The organism is Kitasatospora sp. NPDC058444 (genome assembly GCF_042721415.1).
Classification (GTDB): domain Bacteria; phylum Actinomycetota; class Actinomycetes; order Streptomycetales; family Streptomycetaceae; genus Kitasatospora.
In genome coordinates, this window is the sequence record NZ_JBHXLL010000002.1 from 212,708 (window position 1) to 233,328 (window position 20,621).

Genomic DNA, 20,621 nt, shown 5'->3' on the forward strand with positions numbered 1-20,621 from the left:
ACGCCGGTCAGTGGGCGATCCGGACCAGCATCTTGCCGGTGTTGGCGCCGCGCAGCATGCCGAGGAAGGCGTCCACCACCCGGTCGAAGCCGTCCACGACCGTCTCGTCCGGGACGACGGCGCCCGAGCGCAGGTGCGGGACGAGGAAGTCGTACAGCTCGGGCCGGGCGTCCTGGTGGTCGCGGACCAGGAAGCCCTCCAGCCGCAGGCTCTTGCCGACCACGTCGTAGAGGTTGCGCGGCGCGGGCGGCGGGTCCTGCAGGTGGTTGTACTGGGCGACGGCGCCGCACCAGGCGATCCGGCCGCGGTCGCGCAGGGCGCCGATGGCGGCCTCCAGGTGGTCGCCGCCGACGTTGTCCAGGTAGACGTGCAGCCCCTCGGGGGCGGCCTCGCGCAGGCGGTCCGCGATCGGGCCGTCGTGGTAGTCGAAGGCGGCGTCGAAGCCGAGCCGCTCGGTGAGGCGGGCGGCCTTGGCGGCGGAGCCGGTGCTGCCGACGATCCGTCCGGCACCGAGCAGCCGGGCGAGCTGTCCGGCGGCGGTGCCGACGCCGCCGGCGGCCGCCGAGACGAAGACCGTCTCACCGGGCTGGAGCCGGGCGATCCTGGTCAGGGCGACCCAGGCGGACAGGCCGGTGCCGCCGAGCACCGACAGGTGGGCGCTGAGCGGGACCCCGGCGAAGTCGGGCAGCAGGCTCGCCCGCCCGGCGGTGACCACCGAGTGGGTGCGCCAGGCCTGGCGGTGGAAGACCAGCGCGCCGACCGGCAGGGCGCCGGCCCGGGACTCCACCACCCGGCCGAGGGTGCGGCCCTCCAGCGGGGCGTGCAGCTCCCAGCCGTCCTCGTCCATCAGCTCGCGCATGTACGGGTCGACGGACTGGTACAGGTTCTCGACCAGGGCCTCGCCCGCCGCGAGCGCCGGGACGGCCTCGTCGACGAAGGCGAAGTTCGCGGCGGTCGGCGCACCGTCGGGGCGGGAGACCAGGTGGACGGCGCGGGCGGTGGGACGGGACATCGGGGGCTCCGGACGGCAGCGGGCGGGCGGGACGTGATCACCGTAGGAAGCGCGGGAGCCGCCGGGCAGGGGCGCCGGTCGATGGAACGGCGGCATCCATGAGCAGGATCGATGGGTCGACGGGTCGGTGGATCGGTGGATCAGCGGATCGCGGGAGGGGCGGGTGGGGGCGGGATAGGTTCGGGCGCATGACCGATCTCGCCCCGCACGAGCTGCGGACCCTGGTCGCCGTCGAGGAGGAGCGGAGCTTCACAGCGGCCGCCGCGCGCCTGGGCAGTACCCAGTCGGCCGTCTCGCACGCTGTTCGCGCCTGCGAACGGAAGCTCGGCACGGTGCTCTTCGACCGCGGGCGCCACGGCGCACGCCCCACCGAGGGCGGCGCGCGAGCGGTGGCGTACGCCCGCCGGATCCTCCGGCTACTGGACGCCATGGGCCCCGAGGTGCGCGGCGCGGGAGCCGACGGGCCGCTGACCGGCACCCTGCGGATCGCCGCCTTCCGCAGCGCCGCCGCCCAGCTGCTGCCGCCCGTCCTGGCCCGGCTCGCCGAGCGCCACCCCGGGCTCGGCACCCACGTCCGGATCGTCCGGGAGATCGGTCGCGGCACCGCTGGGGAGGTCGCCGACGGGCGCGCCGACCTCGGGCTGGCCACGCTCGACGCGGACGGCCCGCCGCCCGTCCCGGGCCTGGTCGCGGTGCGGCTGTACGAGGAGTCCTACGCGCTCGCGCACCCGCAGGGCCACCCGGCGCCGCGCGAGCTCCCGCTGGTCGACTGGGACGAGAACTGCGGTTCGTACACCCGGGACTGGTGGCAGCGGCAGGACTGGATCCCGCCCGCGACCGTGGACGTGGAGGACGACACGGTGGCCCTCTCGATGGTCGCCCAGGGCCTCGGCATGGCGATCATGCCCCGGACCGCCCTGCTCGGCGCCCCGGCCGGCCTCGCCGTCACCGACCTCGGGCCGCGGCCGCCCAGCCGCTCGGTCGGGTACGTCACCACGCCCGAGCTGGCCGGGACGGCCGCCGTCCGGGCGCTGATCCGGGAGCTGCGCGAACTGCCGCTGCCGGCCGGGCTGTCGGCGGCCCGGGTACCGGGCGGGCAGTCCGTGGGCGAGCGGTTGGCGAGCGGTCAGTCCTCGGCGGCGGGCTCCTCGGCAGCGCGGTCCGCGGCGACGCGGTCCTCGGCGCCGGGCTCCTCGACGGCGCGGTCCTCGACGGTCTCCCGGAGCCTGCGGAACTCCGCGGCCAGCCCGTCCAGGGTGTAGTGGGCGTTGAGGCCGCTGGGGTTCGGCAGCACCCACACCTCGGTGTCGCCGATGCCGTCCGGTTGCCGCCCGAGCGCGGCCCGGCGCTGCCCGAAGGCCGTCCGGTAGGCGCCGATGCCGAGCACGGCCAGGACGCGCGGGCGCAGCCGCAGCACCCGCTCGCGCAGCGCGGCGCCGCCCTCGCGCAGCTCCTCGGCGGTCAGCTCGTCCGCCTTGGCGGTGGTGCGCGGGGCGACGTTGGTGATGCCCAGGCCGAGCGCGAGCAACTCCCGCTGCTCGTCCGGGCGGTACTGGCGCTCGGTGAAGCCGGAACGGTGCAGGGCCGGCCAGAAGCGGTTGCCCGGGCGGGCGAAGTGGTGGCCGGTGGCGCCGGACCACAGGCCCGGGTTGATGCCGCAGAACAGCACCCGCAGCCCGGGCCCGGAGACGTCCGGGATGGTGGTGTCCTTGGCGGCCAGCAGCTGCTCGGCGGTGGGCTTCATCGGTGCGCTCGGATTCACCCGGCCAAGTCTGCCGCGCCCCTTGCCGCGTACGCGGCCGGGCCCTTGGCCGGGCCCTTGTCCGAGCCGTCGTCCGTGCTCTTGGTTGGGCGTGTCCCGGTGGTGTCCTTCGCGGTGTCCTCGGTCGGGGGCTCCGCCGTGGGCTTTGCCGAGGCCGGGGTCGAGGCGGGGGCCGGGGCCGAGGCCGGTCCCCAGGCCGGCTCCGAAGTCGCCACGGCCGCCCGGCGGTTGCGCAGACGACGCAGTCCGAACACCACCGCGGCCGCGTAGGCCCAGCCGACGAAGACGTCGATGATGAAGTGCTCCGCGCCGTAGACCAGGGTGAAGGTCATCGCGAGCGGGTAGGCGACCAGCACCGCCCGCAGCCGGCGGCCGGCGGTGGGCCAGAAGAAGAACAGCAGCATCGCCGGGTAGGCGGAGTGCAGCGAGGGCATCGCGGCGACGTCGTTGGCGAACTGACTGCCGTTCTCCAGCAGGGAGTCGGCCTGCGGCAGCCCGCTCACCGAGATCACCTCCCAGACCACCCGGGCCAGGTGCGGCAGGTTGCCCTCCTGGGAGACCAGCCACGGCGGGTCGGCCGGGTAGAGGAGGTAGGTGGCGAAGCCCGCGAAGGTGAGCGTCAGGTAGGCGGCGAGCAACTGCCGGAAGCGGTGGTGCGCGCGCCGCCAGAGCACCGCGAGCAGCAGGAAGACGACGAAGAAGTGCGAGAGGTAGACGGCCACCGCGGCGTAGTCGTACCAGTGCGGTGAGCCGGGGGTGTAGAGCGCGTGCTGGAGTCTGACGGTCCAGGTCTCGCCCAGGCCGAGCACCTCGTCGAAGCGCAGCTGCGGCAGCCAGTGCGGGGCCCACGGCGTGTGCGCGCCGTAGCCGCGCAGCAGTGAGTACGTCCACACCACGGCCATCACCGGGATCCAGTCGCGCAGGACCAGGAGGAAGCCGCGGGGGCCGTGCCCGCTGTGCACGGCGGCGGTCAGCAGGGCGGCGATGAGCCAGAGGAACAGCACGTCGTTGGCCGCGGGGATGCCCTCGGTGCTCAGGAACCAGAGGAAGCACGTCAGGTAGAGCGGCCAGGCCAGCCAGCGGAGTCTCGACCAGCCCGTCACGCGTGGGCGGGGCGGAGGCACCGGGCGTGGCTGCCCGGCCCGCACGTCGTGCGGGGCCGGGGGGAGGGTCTTGGTCATGCGCACCGAAACTAGCAACCCAAACTTGGAGGACTCTGGGTGAAATATGACTGGATCGTAAGAACGTCCGATCCGGTCGGCACCCGGTTCGACTGGTGGTTCGACAGATGGTTCGACTGGTGGTTCGAGGATTGTTCGAAGGTCGTTCAGTACCCGGTCAGGCCACGATGCCCAGCTCGTGCGGGGTGTTGTTGAAGCGGCGGCCGCCGGCCGGAGTGACGGTCACGATGTCCTCGATCCGTACCCCGAACCGGCCGGGCAGGTAGATCCCCGGCTCGATCGAGAAGCACATGCCCGGCACCAGCGGCCGTTCCTCGCCCTCGACCAGGTACGGAGGTTCGTGCGTGGTGGTGCCGATGCCGTGGCCGGTGCGGTGGATGAAGTACTCGCCGTACCCGCCCTCGGTGATCACCCGACGGGCGATCCGGTCGATCTCCTGGCAGGCTACCCCGGGGCGGACCGCCTCGAAGGCGGTCTGCTGGGCCAGTCGGACCAGCTCGTGCACCTTGCGCACCTCCTCCGGGACGTCCGCTCCGACGTGCACCGTACGGGTGGTGTCGGAACCGTAGCCGTCCTTGAGGCCGCCGAAGTCCAGCACCACGGTGTCACCCGTACGGATGACCCGGTCACCGGCCTCGTGGTGCGGATCGGCGCCGTTCGGCCCGGAGCCGACCACGGTGAAGTCGACCTGGCTGTGCCCGTACTGGATGAGCAGCGCGCTGAGGTCGGCGGCCACGTCGGTCTCCCGGCGGCCGGCGAACTCGACCTCCAGGATGCCCCGGTAGGCGGCGTCCGCCGCGCCGCCGGCCGCCGCCAGGCGGTTCAGCTCCTCGGTGTCCTTCACGGCGCGCAGCATCGGCAGGCTGTCGGTGAGCGAGGTGAAGGAGGTGCCGGGCAGCGCGGCCTGGAAGCCGAGCAGGTGCAGCGCCCAGGTGTTGTCGGAGACGCCGTACCGTCCGGTCGGGTCGAGCAGCGGGCCGGCGGTGGCGAACGGGTCCTCGCCGTCGGACCAGTCGAGCAGCCGGACGGCCGGGGCACCGATCGCCTTCTCGGCGTCCGGGCGCTCCAACTTGGGGACCACCAGGGCGGGTTCGCGTCCCGCGGCGAGGACGAGGGCGGTCAGCCGCTCGGTGATCGCGGTGGGCGTGTAGCCGCACAGGTAGGCCAGGTCGGGGCCTGGGGCGACGACCAGGCCGGCCAGGCCGGCGGCGGTCGCCTCGGCGGTGGCGCGGGCCATCCGGGCGGCGTGGTCCTCGACGGTGAAGGGGTGGGTCACGGTGGTTCCTCCTCGGGGGCCGGGCGGGCTGTGCTGGGACTCCATCGCGTCAACTCCACCACTTTCCCGTCGAGTTGGCGAAGCTCTCGGAGGGGGCCCGGCGCGACTCGGAGGGGATCCGACGCGACTCGGAGGGGGATCCGGGCGACGGGGCGGCCTGTTCCCGAGGGGGCGGCGCGGCTCCGCCGGGCCCTTCGGCACCGGGGCGAGGCGTGGGCGGGACCGGACCGAGCCGAGGGCCACGGCCGGAGCGGACCACAGGCCGGCCACCGTGGCGGCGCCGAGCAGGACGAGCGCCGGCCAGGACGGCCGAGCTCCGACGGCCGTCCTGCCGGGGCGGTCGCGGCCGGGTGGGGGCGTGCCCGTGGAACACATCCGGTCCTCCTCCGGTACGGCGCCGCTGCGGGCCGCGCGCGCTGTTCGGGCGCCGGGGGCGCTGGAGCGCCGCTTGACGCGCGCGCCTTGGCCGTACGCGCTGCGCGGGGCTTCCCGGGGCGGGCCCGGGGTCGCAGCCCGCCCCGGGAAGCCCCAGGGGCGGGCCGTACCCGGCCAGTTCACCCGGTTGCCGGGCCCGTCGCATGCGGCGGTCGGCCGTGCGGGTGACCGGCGGTCGGCCCGGGGCGTCAGTCCTGCCGGTCGGCGGACTGGGCGGAGTCGGCGGAGTCGGTGGAGGCGGCGGAGTCGGTGGAGGCGCCGGACTCGTCGGAGGTGCCGGAGTCGGTGGCGGGCCAGGCGGCGCGCCGCAGCGTGCGGCTCGCGGTCGCGGCCAGCAGCGCGGCGGCGAGCAGGGCGCTGATCCCGATCAGCACGGTGGCGGGGGAGGAACGGTCCAGCAGCAGGCCGGAGACGAAGCTCCCGGCGGGCATGCCGGCGGTGAGCAGCGTCATGGTCGCCGCGATCACCCGGCCGCGCAGTGCGTCCGGCACCTGCCGGAAGACCAGCAGGTCGAGCATCACCCGCAGGGTCGGCACGCCCGCGCCGAACACGAACAGCGCGGCGAAGACGGTCGGCGCCCCGCCGGGCAGCAGCGGCGCCAGCGGGACGGGTACGGCGCTCCAGGCCACCGCCAGCAGCAGCACGCCGGGGCCGGCCAGCCGGTGCAGCCGGGCGACCAGGACGGTGCCGACCAGTGCCCCGACCGCCTCGCCGGCCAGGGCCAGGCCGATTCCGGTGCTGCCGGTGCCGTGCTCGCGCAGCAGCACCATGACGGGCAGCAACAGCGAGGCTCCGGCCAGGTTGATCACCAGCAGGACGGCCAGGGCGGTGCGCAGCAGGGGGGAGGCGGCGAGGACCCGGAAGCCGGCTAGGGCGCTGTCCCCGGCGCTCCGGCCGGAAGATCCGGACTCGTGCGGGCTGGGGAAGCGCACCGCGACGGCGGCGGTCACCGCGAGCAGGGAGGCCAGCGCGGCCCCGAGGAAGGGGACGGCGTGGCCGAGTCCGAACAGGAACCCGGCCAGCGGCGGTCCGGCCAGCGAGGCGCCGCTCATCCGGGCCTCGTCCTGGGCCAGGGCCTGGGACAGCTGCTCCGGCGGGACCACCGAGCGCAGTGCGAGCAGCCGGACCGGGCCGCTGTAGGCGACGGTCCCGCCGATCACGGCGGCGACCAGCAGCAGGTGCGCCAGGTGCGGCGGGCCGAACGCCAGGGCCGCCGGGACGCTGGCGAGGGCGAGCAGCCGGGCGGTGTCGGCGGCGATGAGCACCCGGCGACGGTTCACCCGGTCGGCCACCACACCGCCGTGGATGCCCAGCAGCAGGGTGGCGGCCATCTGTACGGCGCCGAAGGCCCCGGCGGAGGTGGAGGAGCCGGTGAGTGCGAGGACCAGCAGGGGGAAGGCGGTGTCGCCGATCACCATGCCGAGGGTCGCGGAGGCCTGGCCGGCCCAGAGGGCCTGGAACCGCAGGTTGCGCCGTAGCGGCACGGGCGGCGGAGCGCCCGCCGGCCCGGGTCGCTCTGCCGCCGCCGTCGCAGTGACCGCTGTCGTCGCCGTTTGGTCCGCCATGCCGCTCGCCCCCATCGTTCGCGATTGCCGCAACCATTCACGTCTCCATGAATGATGTCGCAAGCGTCATTGCTCGCGCAAGGGTGATCGATGACTCAGTGGTGAGCGCTCACCGGGGCGTGATTGCGGACGGAGCGGCCGATCTGGAAGGGTGGCCCCGTGGTCGAGCACACCCCGGAGGCCGCCGACAGCGGCGAGCAGCAGCCCGTCACCTGGGTCAAGGAACGCCAGGTGTCCGACGTCGCGGTACTCAAGGCCCTGGCCGACCCGCTGCGCCTGGCCATCCTCGGCGCCCTCCAGTCCTCCGAGGACCGTCCGCTGACGGCCAAGGAGCTCGCCGCCGCGCTGGACGAGCCGCAGACCAAGCTCTACCGGCACATCAAGCAGCTGGAGAAGGCCGGACTGATCCTGGTGGCCGGTACCCGACTGGTCTCCGGCATCGTGGAGAGCCGCTACGGGGTCGCCCAGGGGGCGATCCGGCTGGCCCCGGAGATGTTCACCGCCGACTCCCCGGGCCGCTCCGAGGCGTACGACGCTGTCGTGGCCGCGATGGACCGGGTGCGGGCCGACTTCCGCGCCAGGATCGCCGAAGGCCGGCTGGACTTCGGCCGGCCGTCGGGCGGTTCGGGCTCGCCGTCCGGCCTGTTCGCGGACTTCACGCTGCGGCTCGGCCCGGACCGGCTGGACCGGCTGCGATCACAACTGGCCGAAATCTTCGACGAACTGAACGAAGAAGGGCCCAGTACGGCCGAGGATGCGCTGGACGTGACCGTCTTCACCCTGCTCTACGGTCTCCGACCGGGCACGGAATCATAAATTCCGGGCCGACTGTCGGCGCGGTGGGACACCATGTCCGCCATGTCCTACGAACTCCAGGCGCTGATAGGAACATTGGAGCTGCTGACGGTGGCGGCGGCGGAGGTTCCGGCGGCCCGGGTGGTGCCGCTGGCGCAGGGGCTGGCCCTGATCCCGGTCACCTCCGCCGTCCTCGCCGCGCTCCAGGGGGACGGCATCGTCCGCAGGCCCGGCGGCGGGGCAGGGGTCGGCCGGCCCTCGGACGGCTTCGAACTCCGGCTGGCCGCCTGGTCGAAGGCCGGCCCGATCGCCCGCGTCGAGGCGCGCTACTTCGGCGGGGGCGGAACCCAGCGCGCCGCCGTCTGGGCGGACGGCACGGTCGCCCTCGGCCCGCTCACCATCGGCGAGTTCGAGCCCGCCCCGGCCGAGGGCACCCCGATCTCCCGTGCCCTGCGCCGGATCGGCGCCCACACCGAGCAGGGCCGGACGGACGAGTTCGACTCGGTCGGCCTGGGCCGGCACCGCACCACCGGCGACTGGGCCCAATCCACCGACTGACCCCGCCACCCGCCCGCCCCGCGCGGCCGGCTCCTGCCCTGCGCCCGGTTCCTGCCCTGCGCCCGGCCGGAGGCACGGTGAACGGCGGCATGCACAACGGCCGCGAGCACAACGGGGGCGCGGCACCGAAGAAACCTCCGGTGCCGCGCCCCCGTCCACATCCCGCGGCCGCTCGGAGCCCGCGTCCCCGCAGGCCGGGCCCGTACTAGCGGTAGTTCACGTACTGGACCGCGAAGTCCAGGTCCTTGCCCTTGAGCAGGGCCTGCACGGCCTGGAGGTCGTCGCGGCTCTTCGAGCTGACGCGCAGCTCGTCGCCCTGGACCTGCGCCTTGACGCCCTTCGGGCCCTCGTCACGGATGATCTTCGCGACCTTCTTCGCGTCCTCCGTGGTGATGCCCTCCTTGACGTTGGCGAAGATCTTGTACTCCTTGCCGGACAGCTGCGGCTCGCCGGCGTCCAGAGCCTTCAGCGACAGGCCGCGCTTGATGAACTTGGTCTGCAGGACGTCGAGGATGGCGCGCACGCGCTCCTCGCCGTTCGCCTTCATCTCGATCTTCTCGGCGGAGCGGCTGATCTCGCCGCCCACGCCCTTGAAGTCGAAGCGCGTCGCGATCTCGCGGGAGGTCTGGTTGATCGCGTTGTCGACCTCCTGCCACTCGACCTTCGAGACGATGTCGAAACTGGAGTCGGCCATGGGTGTTGGTCTCCTTGATGCTCTGGCTTCACTGGCACGGCCCGCCCCTCCGGGCGGCCGCAGCCCCAGCCTATCCAGCGCCACACCGGCCCCGCCCGTAGCGCCCGCCCGCGGCTTCCCGATCGTCGCGTGATCTATCGAGTGGCGGAGCACCCCCTGGCATCAGGTATGGTTTACCAAGTCGAACGGGGTGAACACCCCGGGAAACGAAATCCTGGCTGGTTGCCCGAGCGGCCAAAGGGAGCAGACTGTAAATCTGTCGCGCAAGCTACGCAGGTTCGAACCCTGCACCAGCCACAGGATAGAGAAGCGGTCCCTGACCTGCGGAAACGTAGGTGAGGGACCGCTTTTTCGTTTACTTGCAACTCGGGGGCAAGTGCTGCCCCGTTTGGGCGGCTTGTCTCGCTTTGCGCCACCCGAATCCCAGCCCTGACCAGCGCGTACGGACCAGCTACGGACCAGGAACCTGGGCCGGCGGCGCCGGACGGTTCCGGTTGAGCCGCTTCGAGATCAGCTGGACGACCACGCTGTGCCCCGCCCATCGGGCAGCCTCCGCCGGGTCGGCCCCAGGGTTCAGCCCGAGCGAGATCCCGGCGTACCGCAGGTCGTACGGCGGCTTGCCGAGTGTCGTGGCACAGTCGGCCAGCGCGACAGCACCTCAGCCTGGTGCTTCAGCCCGCGCTTGTCGGTGCGACGTCCCGTCGTCCGTCCACGACGACCGACCCGCGGCCGGGTCTCATCCAGGACCACGTAGCCGCACCCCTTGACCGGGGAGGTAGCAGCGGGCAAGCGTGAGAGACACGGCCAGGCGATCCTCACGAAGAAGCCGGGCTTCGAGACCGCGACAAGCTGCCCTCCGGCCCCCGAGCTGGCGACCTGCTCCGCACCGAGGGGCTGATCGTGACCCGGCAAGGGAGCGGCTCGTTCGTCCGGGAGCGCAACTCGCGCCCGGTCGGACTGCGGCCGCATCTGGAGGCGGCCTTCGAGTAACAGCAGGTGACGCTCGACAAGGTCCGCTCCGGGCGGCTGGCACCGGAGTCCATCACGGTCCGGCTGCTGCTGCCGGACACCACGGCGCCCATGGCGGTACCGGTCCTAGTCGACGGGCTCCAGGACGAGGCCGCCCTCCGGCAGCGCGCCCGCAACATCGCCCTGACGAACGCCGGCGGCATCGCGCACTCGGTGGAGATGCTGGCCGAGCTGGGCCTGGTCCAGAAGGCGAGCGTCCAGGTCAAGGTCCACCGGGCGTCCAGCCTGTTCAAGCTGTACATCCTGAACCGGTCGGAGGCCTTCTTCGGCTTCTACCCGCTCCGCGAGCGCACCGTGTCGATCGACGGCACCGCCCACACCTTCTACGACGTGACCGGCTAGGACACCATCCTGTTCCCACCACGCCGCCGGCCCGGACGACGCCTCTCTCGGATCGCCGTACGTCCAGCAGGCCCAGATGTGGTTCGACAGCGTGTGGAGCACAATCGCCTACGAGCGGCAGCCATGACCGACACACCTCAGCAACTCGCCGACGTGCTGCGGCCGGTGAAGCACGTGCTCCTCGACTTCGACGGCCCGGTGAGCTCGGTCTTCGCCAGCCTCCCGGCTCCGGAGGTCGCGCGCCGACTCCGTGAGGGCCTGCTCGCCACTGGCGCGCAGGCCCCGGTCGAGGCGGAGGAGGAGAGCGACCCACTCGCATTGCTGCGGCTGATCTCGGATGCCCGGCCCGACCTCACGGCGACCGCGGACGCCGCGCTGGACGAGCTGGAGACCGAAGCCGTCCGGGTCGGCCGCCCGACCCTGGGCGCAGAATCGGTTCTGCGTGCGTCTGCCCGCTCTGGCCGGCTGGTCTCTGTGGTCAGCAACAACGCAGGCGCGGCCATCGAGGCCTACCTGACCGAGTGCGGTCTCAGTGCCTTCGTGGCCGGCATCTTCGGGCGCGCCCCGGGCGACCCCTCGTCCATGAAGCCGAACCCGCGCTTCCTGCTCGAAGCCATGGAAGCCCTGGGCACCAGGCCGGAGCACTGCATCTTCATCGGCGACGCGGCCCGCGACGTCGAGGCCGGGGAGGCCGTCGGCATCCCGACGATCGGCTACGCCAACAAGTCGGGGAAGGTTGCCAAGCTGGCCGCCGCCGGCGCCGTGGTGATCGTGGGCTCGATGGAGCTCATCGCGGATGCCTTGACCTGATGTTCTAGTTCTGATCCGCCGGGGCTTCTCCTACACCAAAATTGCCAACCACTCCCGTGAGTTGCACGAGGCTGGTCGGTGGCTGTCAGTGTTGGGTGTTGTTGGTGCCCTCGCACAGCTCCACGACGACTCGTACCTAGGTGACTGAGCACAGCCCAGCGTTTTCTGCTCCGCAGGCGGATGCGTCACGTGTTCGCATCGGGGCTGGCTGCCCCTTCAGGGCCGGGGTGGTCCGGTCTCGATGAGGCGGCGCAGGATCCATGCCAGCCCGAAGCATTCCACCAGCGCCTTTGCCTGCTCTTTGGCAAAACCGGCCTGTGGCTAGCGATCCGTTTGCGATGACCAGAGCTTCCGAGCCTGGACCAGCCTCAGAAAATCCGTCTCCTCCTCCTCCTCGATGTTTAGCGCTATAACATCAATCGGCGGAGTAGTGTCTAGACCTCTCAATCGTCCGCAAATATCGTGAACAAAGTCAAAGTCTTGACTTTCATAGATGATGGCAATGTCAATATCACTTGGAGGTGCACTAGAAGGCCTCAGGATGGAGCCAAAGATGTGTAGCTCGATCCGCCCTGGCGGGGTACCTTGAATTCCGGAGATATACTCCTCTATCGTCGCCATAATTGGCGAACTGAAATCCATTTAGAGCTTCCCGAGTTCGCTCATGAGGGAACTCATGCCAAGCAATCTGACGCCAGCGTGTCCTGCATGTGTCAATGCCGCACTCGTTTCTCTTCCATTTGGATTGGAATTTAGTACGACCTTCACTCCTGGGTGGCGCTCAAGGGCTCGCACAAGAGCCTCAACGCCAAACTCGTATTGATACTCAACGGCAAGATGGAGATCGGATCGCGCCCCCTCCCTGATGAGCTTCATGGAGGCCTCGCAGATCATCTCCACTGTCCGCACGCGCGAATGCTGGCCCAAGATTCGACGTGTAATGGCGACATCCTTATTTAGGAACCCCTTCGGGTCCTCCTCTGTGATCGCCCAGAAGACTTCACTCATGGTTTGAACGTCGGACCCCCGAGCCTGTGCTTTCTCCCTGGCTGCCCAAAGGTAGTGGGATGCCTTGGGTACCAAGCAAATGATTTCAGCCTGTGTTTCGTCCAGGATCTTATCCACCATTTTTGGAGTCAGCGTTTCGACGCCCGTAACGGCGGCAAGGCTAAAAGGCCTGGAGTACTTCCGCTGTACCATAAGATGGCGGCTGGAAATTTGTGTGGCCGACTCCACCGCGTCATGGTCGGAGATCTTCGGGGCGAACCAGCTGGTAGCGTAGCGGAAGTCGTTCATTGCTCTCCATCCTCGAAAAGTAGCTCGATCTGCAGAGGGAATCGGGGAGATGGACCCAGAAGTGGATGCCCCAGATGCTTCCTCTCTAGCGCATCCGTGTGGTTCCTCAAAAGTTCCGCTGCATCAATCTCGTCATCGGTTGCCAAGCCCTCATTTATTTCCACAATGGCCACAATGAGGCGATTATTTGGCACGATTTCGCGAAGGACGCAATCTGACCAAATTTCTGCACGCTCGCTCGATTCGATGCCGCCAGTTTCAGGGTTGGGCCCATTTTCTCGGAAAGCTATCCTATTCTTCCTCAAAATCTTCTTCACGGCTCGGCGCGCCTGGGGTCGACTGGCAAAGAATGGAGTCCCGCCGATGAGGGAAACCGCCTGCTTTCGCGCTACCTTAGCTCCCATCAGGACTTCCGTCGGATATCCATCGGGATCCTTGTCCGCCATGGTGTGACAACTTGGGCAGAGGAGGACCAAATTTTCTGGATCGTCACGCATTTCCTGTGGAACTGCAGTGTCCGCTCGCGGCCCGCCATCGCTATGTGCCACTACATGGGCTCGCTCGGCAATGGAGATCGACTTCTTGCGTTTGGAATCAGAAGGGAAGAGAGTGGTGTTGCACATTAGGCAGGTGCCAGCTGATTCTGCAAATAGGGACCGATCGGAATCCTGGCTGAGGCTGGGGCGTCCTGCTGAGCAAGCCACTGGTGGTTCCCTTCTTTCGCAATGCAGATGCCTGCCGAGTTTGCCAGATGAGCCCGACGGATGAGCGCCGATTGGTGGAATTGCTACCGAGTACGAAGCCAGGTGGCCGCCCGTCCCGGGCTGCGGCGGGGTTGGTTCTGAGGTGCACCCTGTGTGCCTTCCCTCCGCTGCACGGGGTGGAGGCCGGCACCGCCCGTGCCGTGGCCGGCGCCCTGAACCAACGGTGAGACTGTTCTGACGTAGGTCCAGGTGATCCGGGGAGTCCTTACCGGATCTCGATCCGCCCGTTGATGTGCCTTCCTTGGGCTTCGCCCACCTGCCCTGCCGATCGCAGGGAGGCGCCTTGATGGAGAGGCGAAACCTGTAGCAGTCCGCCACTCCCGCTCGCATGCACGCCGCCGCTGGTGGGGTCGCCGAGGCCATGATCTGGACCAGGGGCGGACCGGATGGTGGGAGGGGGCAAGAGTTGCCTGGTCAGAGCACCCCTGGTCAGCGGCCTGTAGTTCTGTCGTGCGCAAGCTACGCAGGTTCGAACCCTGCACCAGCCACAGGATGGAGAAGCAGCCCCCGATCTGCGGAAACGTGGATCGGGGGCTGTTGTGCTGTTCCGGGCGGTTCCGTGGGGAGGGGGCTCGAGTGGGGCGACTTATTGCACATTGCTTGCAATTACTGGGGGTAGGCAGCAGAGTGGGGGCCGGGGGTGGGAGTCCTTCGACAGAGCTGATCGTCTTCCCAGCCGGCGACCGCCGGGACAGCGGCTCGCCCCACCCCCGCCAACAGCCTCCGGACGGTGCCCTTGACGCGGCGTGGCCGCCGCGTCAAGGGCACGTCAAGGCCGCTCGCGGCGGCGTCAGGAACGCGTAGGGGCCCGCCGGGCGGTGGGCGTGCGGACCGCAGGATCGGACCAACTACCGACTGCGGAGGTCCCGTCCGATGTCCAGCGCCACCACCACTCCGGCCGTCACGGCCGAACCAGAGCCGCCGGACACCGGTGCGGGCGACGAGCGGCACCGGCTCAGCGCGCTCGGCGGGCTGGCCGCGCTCTCGCTGGACGCCATGGCCTCGGTCGCGTACGGGCCCGAGTCGATCGTGCTGGTGCTCGCCGCCGCCGGGGCGTACGGGCTGGGCTTCACGCTGCCGGTCACCGCGGCGATCGCCCTGCTGCTGGCGGTGCTGGTCGCCTCCTACCGGCAGGTGATCGCGGCGTTCCCGGACGGCGGCGGCTCCTACGCGGTGGCCAAGGCGCACCTGGGCCGCCGGACCGCGCTGACCGCGGCCGCCTCGCTGGTCATCGACTACGTCCTGAACGTCGCGGTCTCCGTCACCGCCGGCGTCGCCGCGCTCACCTCGGCCGTCCCGGGCCTGTACGACGACCGGGTCTGGCTCTGCCTCGGCGTGCTCGCGCTGGTCACCGCGGTGAACCTGCGGGGGATCGCCGAGTCGGCGCGCTGGTTCATGGCGCCGACCGCCGTCTTCGTGCTCTCCATCCTGGCGATCATCGTGGTCGGACTGTTCCGGGACGGCCCGGCCAGCACCGCGGCCGCGGCCGGCCACGCCTCGGCGCTCGCCGAGAACGCGACCACCGTCGGCGCGCTGCTGCTGCTCAAGGCCTTCGCGGCCGGCTGCTCCGCGCTGACCGGCGTGGAGGCGGTCGCCAACGCCGTCCCCTCTTTCCGCACTCCGCGGGTCAAGCGCGCCCAGCACACCGAGGTCGCGCTCGGCGCGCTGCTCGGCGTGATGCTGATCGGGCTGGCCGTGCTGATCGGCCGCTTCCACCTCCAGCCGGTGGAGGGCGTCACCGTGCTCGCCCAGCTCGCCGACGCCTCGCTCGGCCACGGATTCGGCTTCTACGTCGTCCAGTTCGCCACCGTGGTGCTGCTGGGGCTCGCCGCCAACACCTCCTTCGGCGGGCTGCCCGTGCTGCTCGACCTGCTCGCCCGGGACAACCACCTGCCGCACCTGTTCGCGCTGCGCGCCGACCGCCAGGTGTACCGGTACGGCGTGCTGTTCCTGGCCGCGGTCTCGGCGGCGCTGCTGGTCGGCTCCGGCGGGGACGTCAACAGCCTGGTGCCGCTGTTCTCCATCGGCGTGTTCGTCGGCTTCACCATCTGCCAGGTCGGCATGGTCCGGCACTGGCTGCTGCACCGGCCGTCCGGCTGGCGGTGGAAGGCCGCGCTGAACGGTTTCGGCGCGCTGCTCACCGGCGTCGCGGCGCTGGTCGTCACCGGCACCAAGTTCACCGAGGGCGCCTGGGGCATCGTGGTGGCGCTGCCGCTGCTGGTGGTGCTGTTCGAGGCGGTCCACCGCAGCTACGAGCGGATCGGCGAGCGGCTGGAGCTGGGCCGGGTGCCCGGCCCGGTGACCAGGCAGCGCAGCCTGGTCGTCGTCCCGGTGACCGCGATCACCCGGCTGACCCGGGACGGCCTGTCGGCGGCGCTCTCGCTCGGCGACGAGGTCATGGCGGTGACGGTGGTGCACGAGCCGGCCGCCGCGGAGGCGCTGCGCCGGGACTGGGAGCTGTGGCGTCCGGGCGTGCCGCTGGTGGAGATCCCGGACGTCCACCGCAGGCTGGGCCGGCCGATCGCCGACTTCGTCAACGAGCTGGGGGCGGAGCACGCCTACGAGCGGCTGACCGTGCTGATCCCCGAGGTCGAGCCGGCCCGCTGGTGGCAGCGGGCGCTCCAGAACCGGCGCGGCGCCGTGATCGACCGCGCCCTGCGGCGGCACACCGACGCGGTGGTCTGCCGACTGCGCATGCGGATGTGACCAGGAGCGGGACTGGGGAGGGGGACCAGGAACGGGACTGGGAGCGGGACCAGGAACGGGAACGGGAACGGAATCGGGATCGGGGGGAACGGCCCCGGACGGCAGCGTGCCGTCCGGGGCCGTTCCGTGCCCGCTCCGCCAGGTCTCGACCAGATCACGGCGGTCTCGGTCCGGTGAAGCGCCCGTCAAGGCCGCGTCAACGTCGCGCTATCACCCGTATGGAGGGCGTCAGGGGCCCCATAACGCGCCCCTGACGGCTGCTTTGCTGCATCTGCCGGTCGTCCGCCGGCGCCGCGCGAGCCCCTCCGGCCCCGGTCGCGGCATCTCCCGAACCACTCTGGTGGAGCCCATGTCCGATCTCATCTACGTCGGTGTCACGGTCGCCGTGTTCGCCGTCATCGCCCTGATCGCGCGGGGGGTGGAGAAGCTGTGAGTGAGCGCAGCGAACGAACCATCGAAGGGCGCGTGTTGCGCCAGGCGCCCGGCGAGCGCAGCGAGGTGGCCGCATGAGCGCCGAGAACATCGCTGGTCTGGTCGTGGCCGTCGCGCTCGTCGGCTATCTCGTCGTGGCGCTGATCTTCCCGGAGAAGTTCTGACATGGGATCCACTCTCGCGGGCTGGCTCCAGGTCATCGCCCTTGTTGGCGCGCTGGCCCTGTGCTACCGCCCCCTCGGCGACTACATCGCCAACGTCCTCACCTCCGCCAGGCACCTCAGAGTCGAGCGCGGCATCTACAAGGTGATCGGCGTCGACGGCGACGCCGATCAGCGCTGGCCGGCGTACCTCCGTTCGGTGCTGGCGTTCTCCGCCGTCTCCGTCCTCTTCCTCTACGGCCTGATCCGCCTCCAGGGCTACCTGCTGCTGAACCTGGGTGTTCCGCAGATGGAGGGCCACCAGGCCTGGAACACCGCCATCTCGTTCGTCGCCAACACCAACTGGCAGTCCTACGGCGGCGAGTCCGCGATGGGCCACCTGGTGCAGATGGCGGGTCTGGCGGTGCAGAACTTCGTCTCCGCGGCCGTCGGCATAGCCGTCGTCGCCGCGCTGATCCGGGGCTTCACCCGCAACCGGACCGACCGGGTCGGCAACTTCTGGGTGGACCTGACCCGGATCAGCCTGCGTCTCCTGCTGCCGATCTCGATCGTCTTCGCGCTGGTGCTGGCCGCCAACGGCGTGATCCAGAACTTCCACGGCTTCCACGAGGTCACCGGTCTCGCGGGTGACGTCCAGAAGATCCCGGGCGGCCCGGTGGCCTCCCAGGAGGTCATCAAGCTGCTGGGCACCAACGGCGGCGGCTTCTTCAACGCCAACTCGGCGCACCCGTTCGAGAACCCGACCGGGTTCACCAACCTGGTCGAGGTCTTCCTGATCCTGCTGATCCCGTTCGCGCTGCCGCGGACCTTCGGCCGGATGGTGGGGGACAACCGCCAGGGCTACGCGATCGTCGCCGTGATGGGCCTGTTCTGGATCGCCTCGACCGCCCTGCTGACCCTCGCGGAGTCGCAGCACCAGGGCGGCGCCCTGCAGGCCGCGGGCGCCGCGATGGAGGGCAAGGAGCAGCGCTTCGGCATCGCCGCCAGCTCGCTGTTCGCCGCTTCGACGACGCTGACCTCGACCGGCGCGGTGAACTCGTTCCACGACTCGTACACGCCGTTCGGCGGCGGGCTGACGGTCTTCGACATGATGCTGGGCGAGATCGCGCCCGGCGGTGTGGGCTCCGGCCTGTACGGCATGCTCGTGCTCGCGGTCGTCGCGGTGTTCGTCGCCGGCCTGATGGTCGGCCGCACCCCGGAGTACCTGGGCAAGAAGCTCGGCGGCCGGGAGATGAAGTTCGCCTCGCTGTACATCCTCACCACGCCGACGATCGTGCTGGTCGGCACGGGTGTGGCGATGGCCCTGCCGGGCGAGCGCGCCGGGATGCTCAACTCGGGCGCCCACGGCTTCTCCGAGGTGCTGTACGCCTTCACCTCGGCCGCCAACAACAACGGTTCGGCCTTCGGCGGCATCACCGTCAACACCGACTGGTACGACACCGCGCTCGGCCTGGCGATGATCTTCGGCCGGTTGCTGCCGATCGTCTTCGTCCTGGCGCTGGCCGGCTCGCTCGCCCAGCAGCAGCCGGTCCCGGCCACCCCGGGCACCCTGCCCACCCACAAGCCGCTGTTCGTGGGCCTGCTGTCGGGCGTGATCCTGATCGTCGTCGGCCTCACCTACTTCCCGGCCCTGGCTCTCGGGCCGATCGCGGAAGGTCTGTCCTCCTGATGTCCACCCCTACGCTCAACCCCGCACCGGCCGACACGGCGGAGCCCGCCGCGCCGCACAGAGTGGCGAGCGGCCTGCTCGACCCGAAGCTGATCCTCGCGTCCCTGCCGGACGCGGTGAGGAAGCTCGACCCCCGGGTGATGGTCAAGAACCCGGTCATGTTCGTGGTCGAGGTCGGCTCGGTGGTCACCACGATCTCCGCGATCGCCGACCCGTCCGTCTTCGCCTGGGCCATCACCGTGTGGCTCTGGCTCACCACGGTCTTCGCCAACCTGGCCGAGGCGGTGGCCGAGGGCCGGGGCAAGGCCCAGGCCGACACCCTGCGCAAGACCAAGACCGAGAGTGTCGCCCGCCGGCTCACGAACTGGCCGGCCACGAACGCCGAGGAGGAGGTGCCCGGCACCGCCCTGCGGCTCGGCGACCACGTGGTGGTCGAGGCCGGCCAGGTCATTCCCGGCGACGGTGACGTGGTCGAGGGTGTCGCGAGCGTCGACGAGTCGGCGATCACCGGCGAGTCCGCGCCCGTCATCCGCGAGTCCGGCGGCGACCGCAGTGCCGTCACCGGCGGCACCAAGGTGCTGTCGGACCGGATCGTGGTGAAGATCGCCTCGGAGCCCGGCAAGTCGTTCATCGACCGGATGATCGCCCTGGTCGAGGGCGCCGCCCGGCAGAAGACGCCGAACGAGATCGCGCTCAACATCCTGCTGGCCTCGCTGACCATCGTCTTCCTGGTGGCGGTCGTGACCCTCCAGCCGATGGCCACCTACGCGGGCGCCCCGCAGTCGATGATCGTCCTGGTCGCCCTGATCGTGGCGCTCATCCCGACCACCATCGGCGCGCTGCTCTCCGCGATCGGCATCGCCGGCATGGACCGGCTGGTGCAGCGCAACGTGCTGGCGATGTCCGGCCGTGCCGTGGAGGCCGCCGGCGACGTCAACACGCTGCTGCTCGACAAGACCGGCACCATCACCCTGGGCAACCGCCAGGCCGCCGAGTTCCTGGCCGCCCCGGGCGTGTCCATCGACGAACTGGCCGGCGCCGCACAGCTCTCCTCGCTGGCGGACGAGACCCCGGAGGGCCGCTCGATCGTGGTCCTCGCGAAGACCGAGTACGGTCTGCGGGCCCGCGCCCAGGGCGAGTTGACCCACGCCACCTGGGTGCCGTTCACCGCCCAGACCCGGATGTCGGGTGTGGACCTGGACGAAGCCGAAGGCGTCCGCCAGGTCCGCAAGGGAGCGGCCGGCGCGGTCACCAACTGGGTGACCGAGAACGGCGGCCGGGTCACCGACGAGGTGTCCACCCTGGTCGACGGCATCTCCGCGGCCGGCGGCACCCCGCTGGTCGTCGCGACGAAGGTCGGCGACGGGCCCGCCCGCGTCCTGGGGGTCATCCACCTCAAGGACGTGGTCAAGGAGGGCATGCGGGAACGTTTCGACGAGCTCCGCCGGATGGGCATCAAGACCATCATGATCACGGGCGACAACCCGCTGACCGCCAAGGCGATCGCGGAGGAGGCCGGCGTGGACGACTTCCTCGCCGAGGCCACCCCCGAGGACAAGATGGCCCTGATCAAGAAGGAGCAGGAGGGCGGGAAGCTGGTCGCGATGACCGGCGACGGCACCAACGACGCCCCCGCGCTCGCCCAGGCCGACGTCGGCGTCGCGATGAACACCGGGACCATGGCGGCCAAGGAGGCCGGCAACATGGTCGACCTGGACTCCAACCCGACCAAGCTGATCGAGATCGTGGAGATCGGCAAGCAGCTGCTGATCACCCGCGGCGCGCTGACCACCTTCTCGATCGCCAACGACGTGGCCAAGTACTTCGCGATCATCCCCGCGATGTTCGCCGGGGTCTACCCGGGCCTGAGCCACCTCAACATCATGGGCCTGCACAGCCCGCAGTCCGCGATCACCTCGGCGATCGTCTTCAACGCCCTGGTCATCATCGGCCTGATCCCGCTCGCCCTGCGCGGCGTCAAGTACCGCCCGTCCGACGCCAGTTCGCTGCTGCGTCGCAATATCGGGGTCTACGGCTTCGGCGGCCTGGTGGTGCCGTTCGTCGGCATCAAGCTGATCGACCTGATCGTCCAGTTCATCCCCGGCCTCAACTGACGCAGGGAAGGAGAGAAACA

The 20,621-nt window shown here is 70.5% G+C and carries 17 protein-coding genes, 1 tRNA gene and 1 pseudogene; 10 read left to right on the forward strand and 9 right to left on the reverse strand.

Going from position 1 to position 20,621, the window contains the following annotated elements:
• Positions 1-7: 7 nt before the first annotated feature.
• Positions 8-1,012, reverse strand: coding sequence for an NADP-dependent oxidoreductase (locus tag ACFWP2_RS03540; RefSeq protein ID WP_380447860.1), 1,005 nt, complete (start codon positions 1,010-1,012; stop codon positions 8-10).
• 188 nt (positions 1,013-1,200) lie between these two features.
• Here ACFWP2_RS03540 and ACFWP2_RS03545 point away from each other — a divergent pair.
• Positions 1,201-2,061 (forward strand): annotated as a pseudogene (locus ACFWP2_RS03545) (LysR family transcriptional regulator); the annotation flags it as partial.
• Positions 2,062-2,138: 77 nt separating this feature from the next.
• Here ACFWP2_RS03545 and mug read toward each other — a convergent pair.
• From mug to ACFWP2_RS03565, 4 genes are all read right to left on the reverse strand, one after another.
• Positions 2,139-2,756, reverse strand: coding sequence for a G/U mismatch-specific DNA glycosylase (mug, locus tag ACFWP2_RS03550; protein WP_380448212.1), 618 nt, complete (start codon positions 2,754-2,756; stop codon positions 2,139-2,141).
• 14 nt (positions 2,757-2,770) lie between these two features.
• Entirely contained in the window at positions 2,771-3,955 is a 1,185-nt protein-coding gene (locus tag ACFWP2_RS03555) for a phosphatase PAP2 family protein (protein ID WP_380447862.1), read from the reverse strand.
• A 157-nt stretch (positions 3,956-4,112) separates the two neighbouring features.
• Complete coding sequence (locus ACFWP2_RS03560; RefSeq protein ID WP_380447864.1) at positions 4,113-5,276, reverse strand: M24 family metallopeptidase; 1,164 nt, start codon at positions 5,274-5,276, stop codon at positions 4,113-4,115.
• Between the two features lie 578 nt (positions 5,277-5,854).
• On the reverse strand, positions 5,855-7,150 hold the full coding sequence (locus ACFWP2_RS03565) for an MFS transporter (protein WP_380447866.1): 1,296 nt from the start codon (positions 7,148-7,150) through the stop codon (positions 5,855-5,857).
• Between the two features lie 240 nt (positions 7,151-7,390).
• Here ACFWP2_RS03565 and ACFWP2_RS03570 point away from each other — a divergent pair, with 240 nt between their 5' ends.
• Both ACFWP2_RS03570 and ACFWP2_RS03575 read left to right on the forward strand, forming a co-directional pair.
• Complete coding sequence (locus ACFWP2_RS03570) at positions 7,391-8,047, forward strand: ArsR/SmtB family transcription factor (protein WP_380447868.1); 657 nt, start codon at positions 7,391-7,393, stop codon at positions 8,045-8,047.
• A 42-nt stretch (positions 8,048-8,089) separates the two neighbouring features.
• Complete coding sequence (locus tag ACFWP2_RS03575) at positions 8,090-8,584, forward strand: hypothetical protein (protein ID WP_380447870.1); 495 nt, start codon at positions 8,090-8,092, stop codon at positions 8,582-8,584.
• Positions 8,585-8,789: 205 nt separating this feature from the next.
• Here ACFWP2_RS03575 and ACFWP2_RS03580 read toward each other — a convergent pair whose 3' ends face one another.
• Positions 8,790-9,278 (reverse strand): YajQ family cyclic di-GMP-binding protein, encoded by a 489-nt coding sequence (locus ACFWP2_RS03580; RefSeq protein ID WP_380447872.1) that lies wholly within the window; start codon positions 9,276-9,278, stop codon positions 8,790-8,792.
• Positions 9,279-9,494: 216 nt separating this feature from the next.
• On the opposite strand from ACFWP2_RS03580, the gene ACFWP2_RS03585 reads away from it, so the two are divergent.
• From ACFWP2_RS03585 to ACFWP2_RS03595, 3 genes are all read left to right on the forward strand, one after another.
• Positions 9,495-9,575 (forward strand) — tRNA-Tyr (locus tag ACFWP2_RS03585).
• A gap of 699 nt (positions 9,576-10,274) precedes the next feature.
• Positions 10,275-10,649, forward strand: a complete 375-nt coding sequence (locus ACFWP2_RS03590; protein ID WP_380447874.1) for a hypothetical protein — start codon at positions 10,275-10,277, stop codon at positions 10,647-10,649.
• 123 nt (positions 10,650-10,772) lie between these two features.
• Positions 10,773-11,459, forward strand: coding sequence for an HAD family hydrolase (locus ACFWP2_RS03595; protein WP_380447876.1), 687 nt, complete (start codon positions 10,773-10,775; stop codon positions 11,457-11,459).
• 321 nt (positions 11,460-11,780) lie between these two features.
• Here ACFWP2_RS03595 and ACFWP2_RS03600 read toward each other — a convergent pair whose 3' ends face one another.
• Genes ACFWP2_RS03600 through ACFWP2_RS03610 form a run of 3 tightly spaced genes read right to left on the reverse strand, consistent with a single transcriptional unit; the run spans position 11,781 to position 13,201 of the window.
• Entirely contained in the window at positions 11,781-12,101 is a 321-nt protein-coding gene (locus ACFWP2_RS03600) for a nucleotidyltransferase domain-containing protein (protein ID WP_380447878.1), read from the reverse strand.
• Positions 12,102-12,755: a hypothetical protein gene (locus tag ACFWP2_RS03605; protein ID WP_380447880.1), complete on the reverse strand. Its 654-nt coding sequence runs from the start codon at positions 12,753-12,755 to the stop codon at positions 12,102-12,104.
• Positions 12,752-13,201 carry a hypothetical protein gene (locus ACFWP2_RS03610; RefSeq protein WP_380447881.1) on the reverse strand — a complete coding sequence of 150 codons (450 nt, stop codon included), beginning with the start codon at positions 13,199-13,201 and terminating at the stop codon, positions 12,752-12,754. Before ACFWP2_RS03610 ends, ACFWP2_RS03605 begins: the two co-directional genes overlap by 4 nt.
• 1,191 nt (positions 13,202-14,392) lie before the next feature.
• Between ACFWP2_RS03610 and ACFWP2_RS03615 the strand changes: the two genes are divergently transcribed.
• From ACFWP2_RS03615 to kdpB, 4 genes are all read left to right on the forward strand, one after another.
• A complete protein-coding gene (locus ACFWP2_RS03615; RefSeq protein WP_380447883.1) occupies positions 14,393-16,225 on the forward strand; it encodes an APC family permease in 1,833 nt (610 codons plus the stop codon).
• A gap of 506 nt (positions 16,226-16,731) precedes the next feature.
• The gene (gene kdpF / locus ACFWP2_RS03620; protein ID WP_045693083.1) at positions 16,732-16,821 is read left to right on the forward strand and encodes a K(+)-transporting ATPase subunit F; all 90 of its coding nucleotides are present in this window, start codon (positions 16,732-16,734) and stop codon (positions 16,819-16,821) included.
• Position 16,822: 1 nt separating this feature from the next.
• Positions 16,823-18,487 carry a potassium-transporting ATPase subunit KdpA gene (kdpA, locus tag ACFWP2_RS03625; protein WP_380447886.1) on the forward strand — a complete coding sequence of 555 codons (1,665 nt, stop codon included), beginning with the start codon at positions 16,823-16,825 and terminating at the stop codon, positions 18,485-18,487.
• Positions 18,487-20,601 (forward strand): potassium-transporting ATPase subunit KdpB, encoded by a 2,115-nt coding sequence (gene kdpB / locus ACFWP2_RS03630; RefSeq protein WP_380447888.1) that lies wholly within the window; start codon positions 18,487-18,489, stop codon positions 20,599-20,601. Before kdpA ends, kdpB begins: the two co-directional genes overlap by 1 nt.
• The last annotated feature ends 20 nt before the right edge of the window (positions 20,602-20,621 follow it).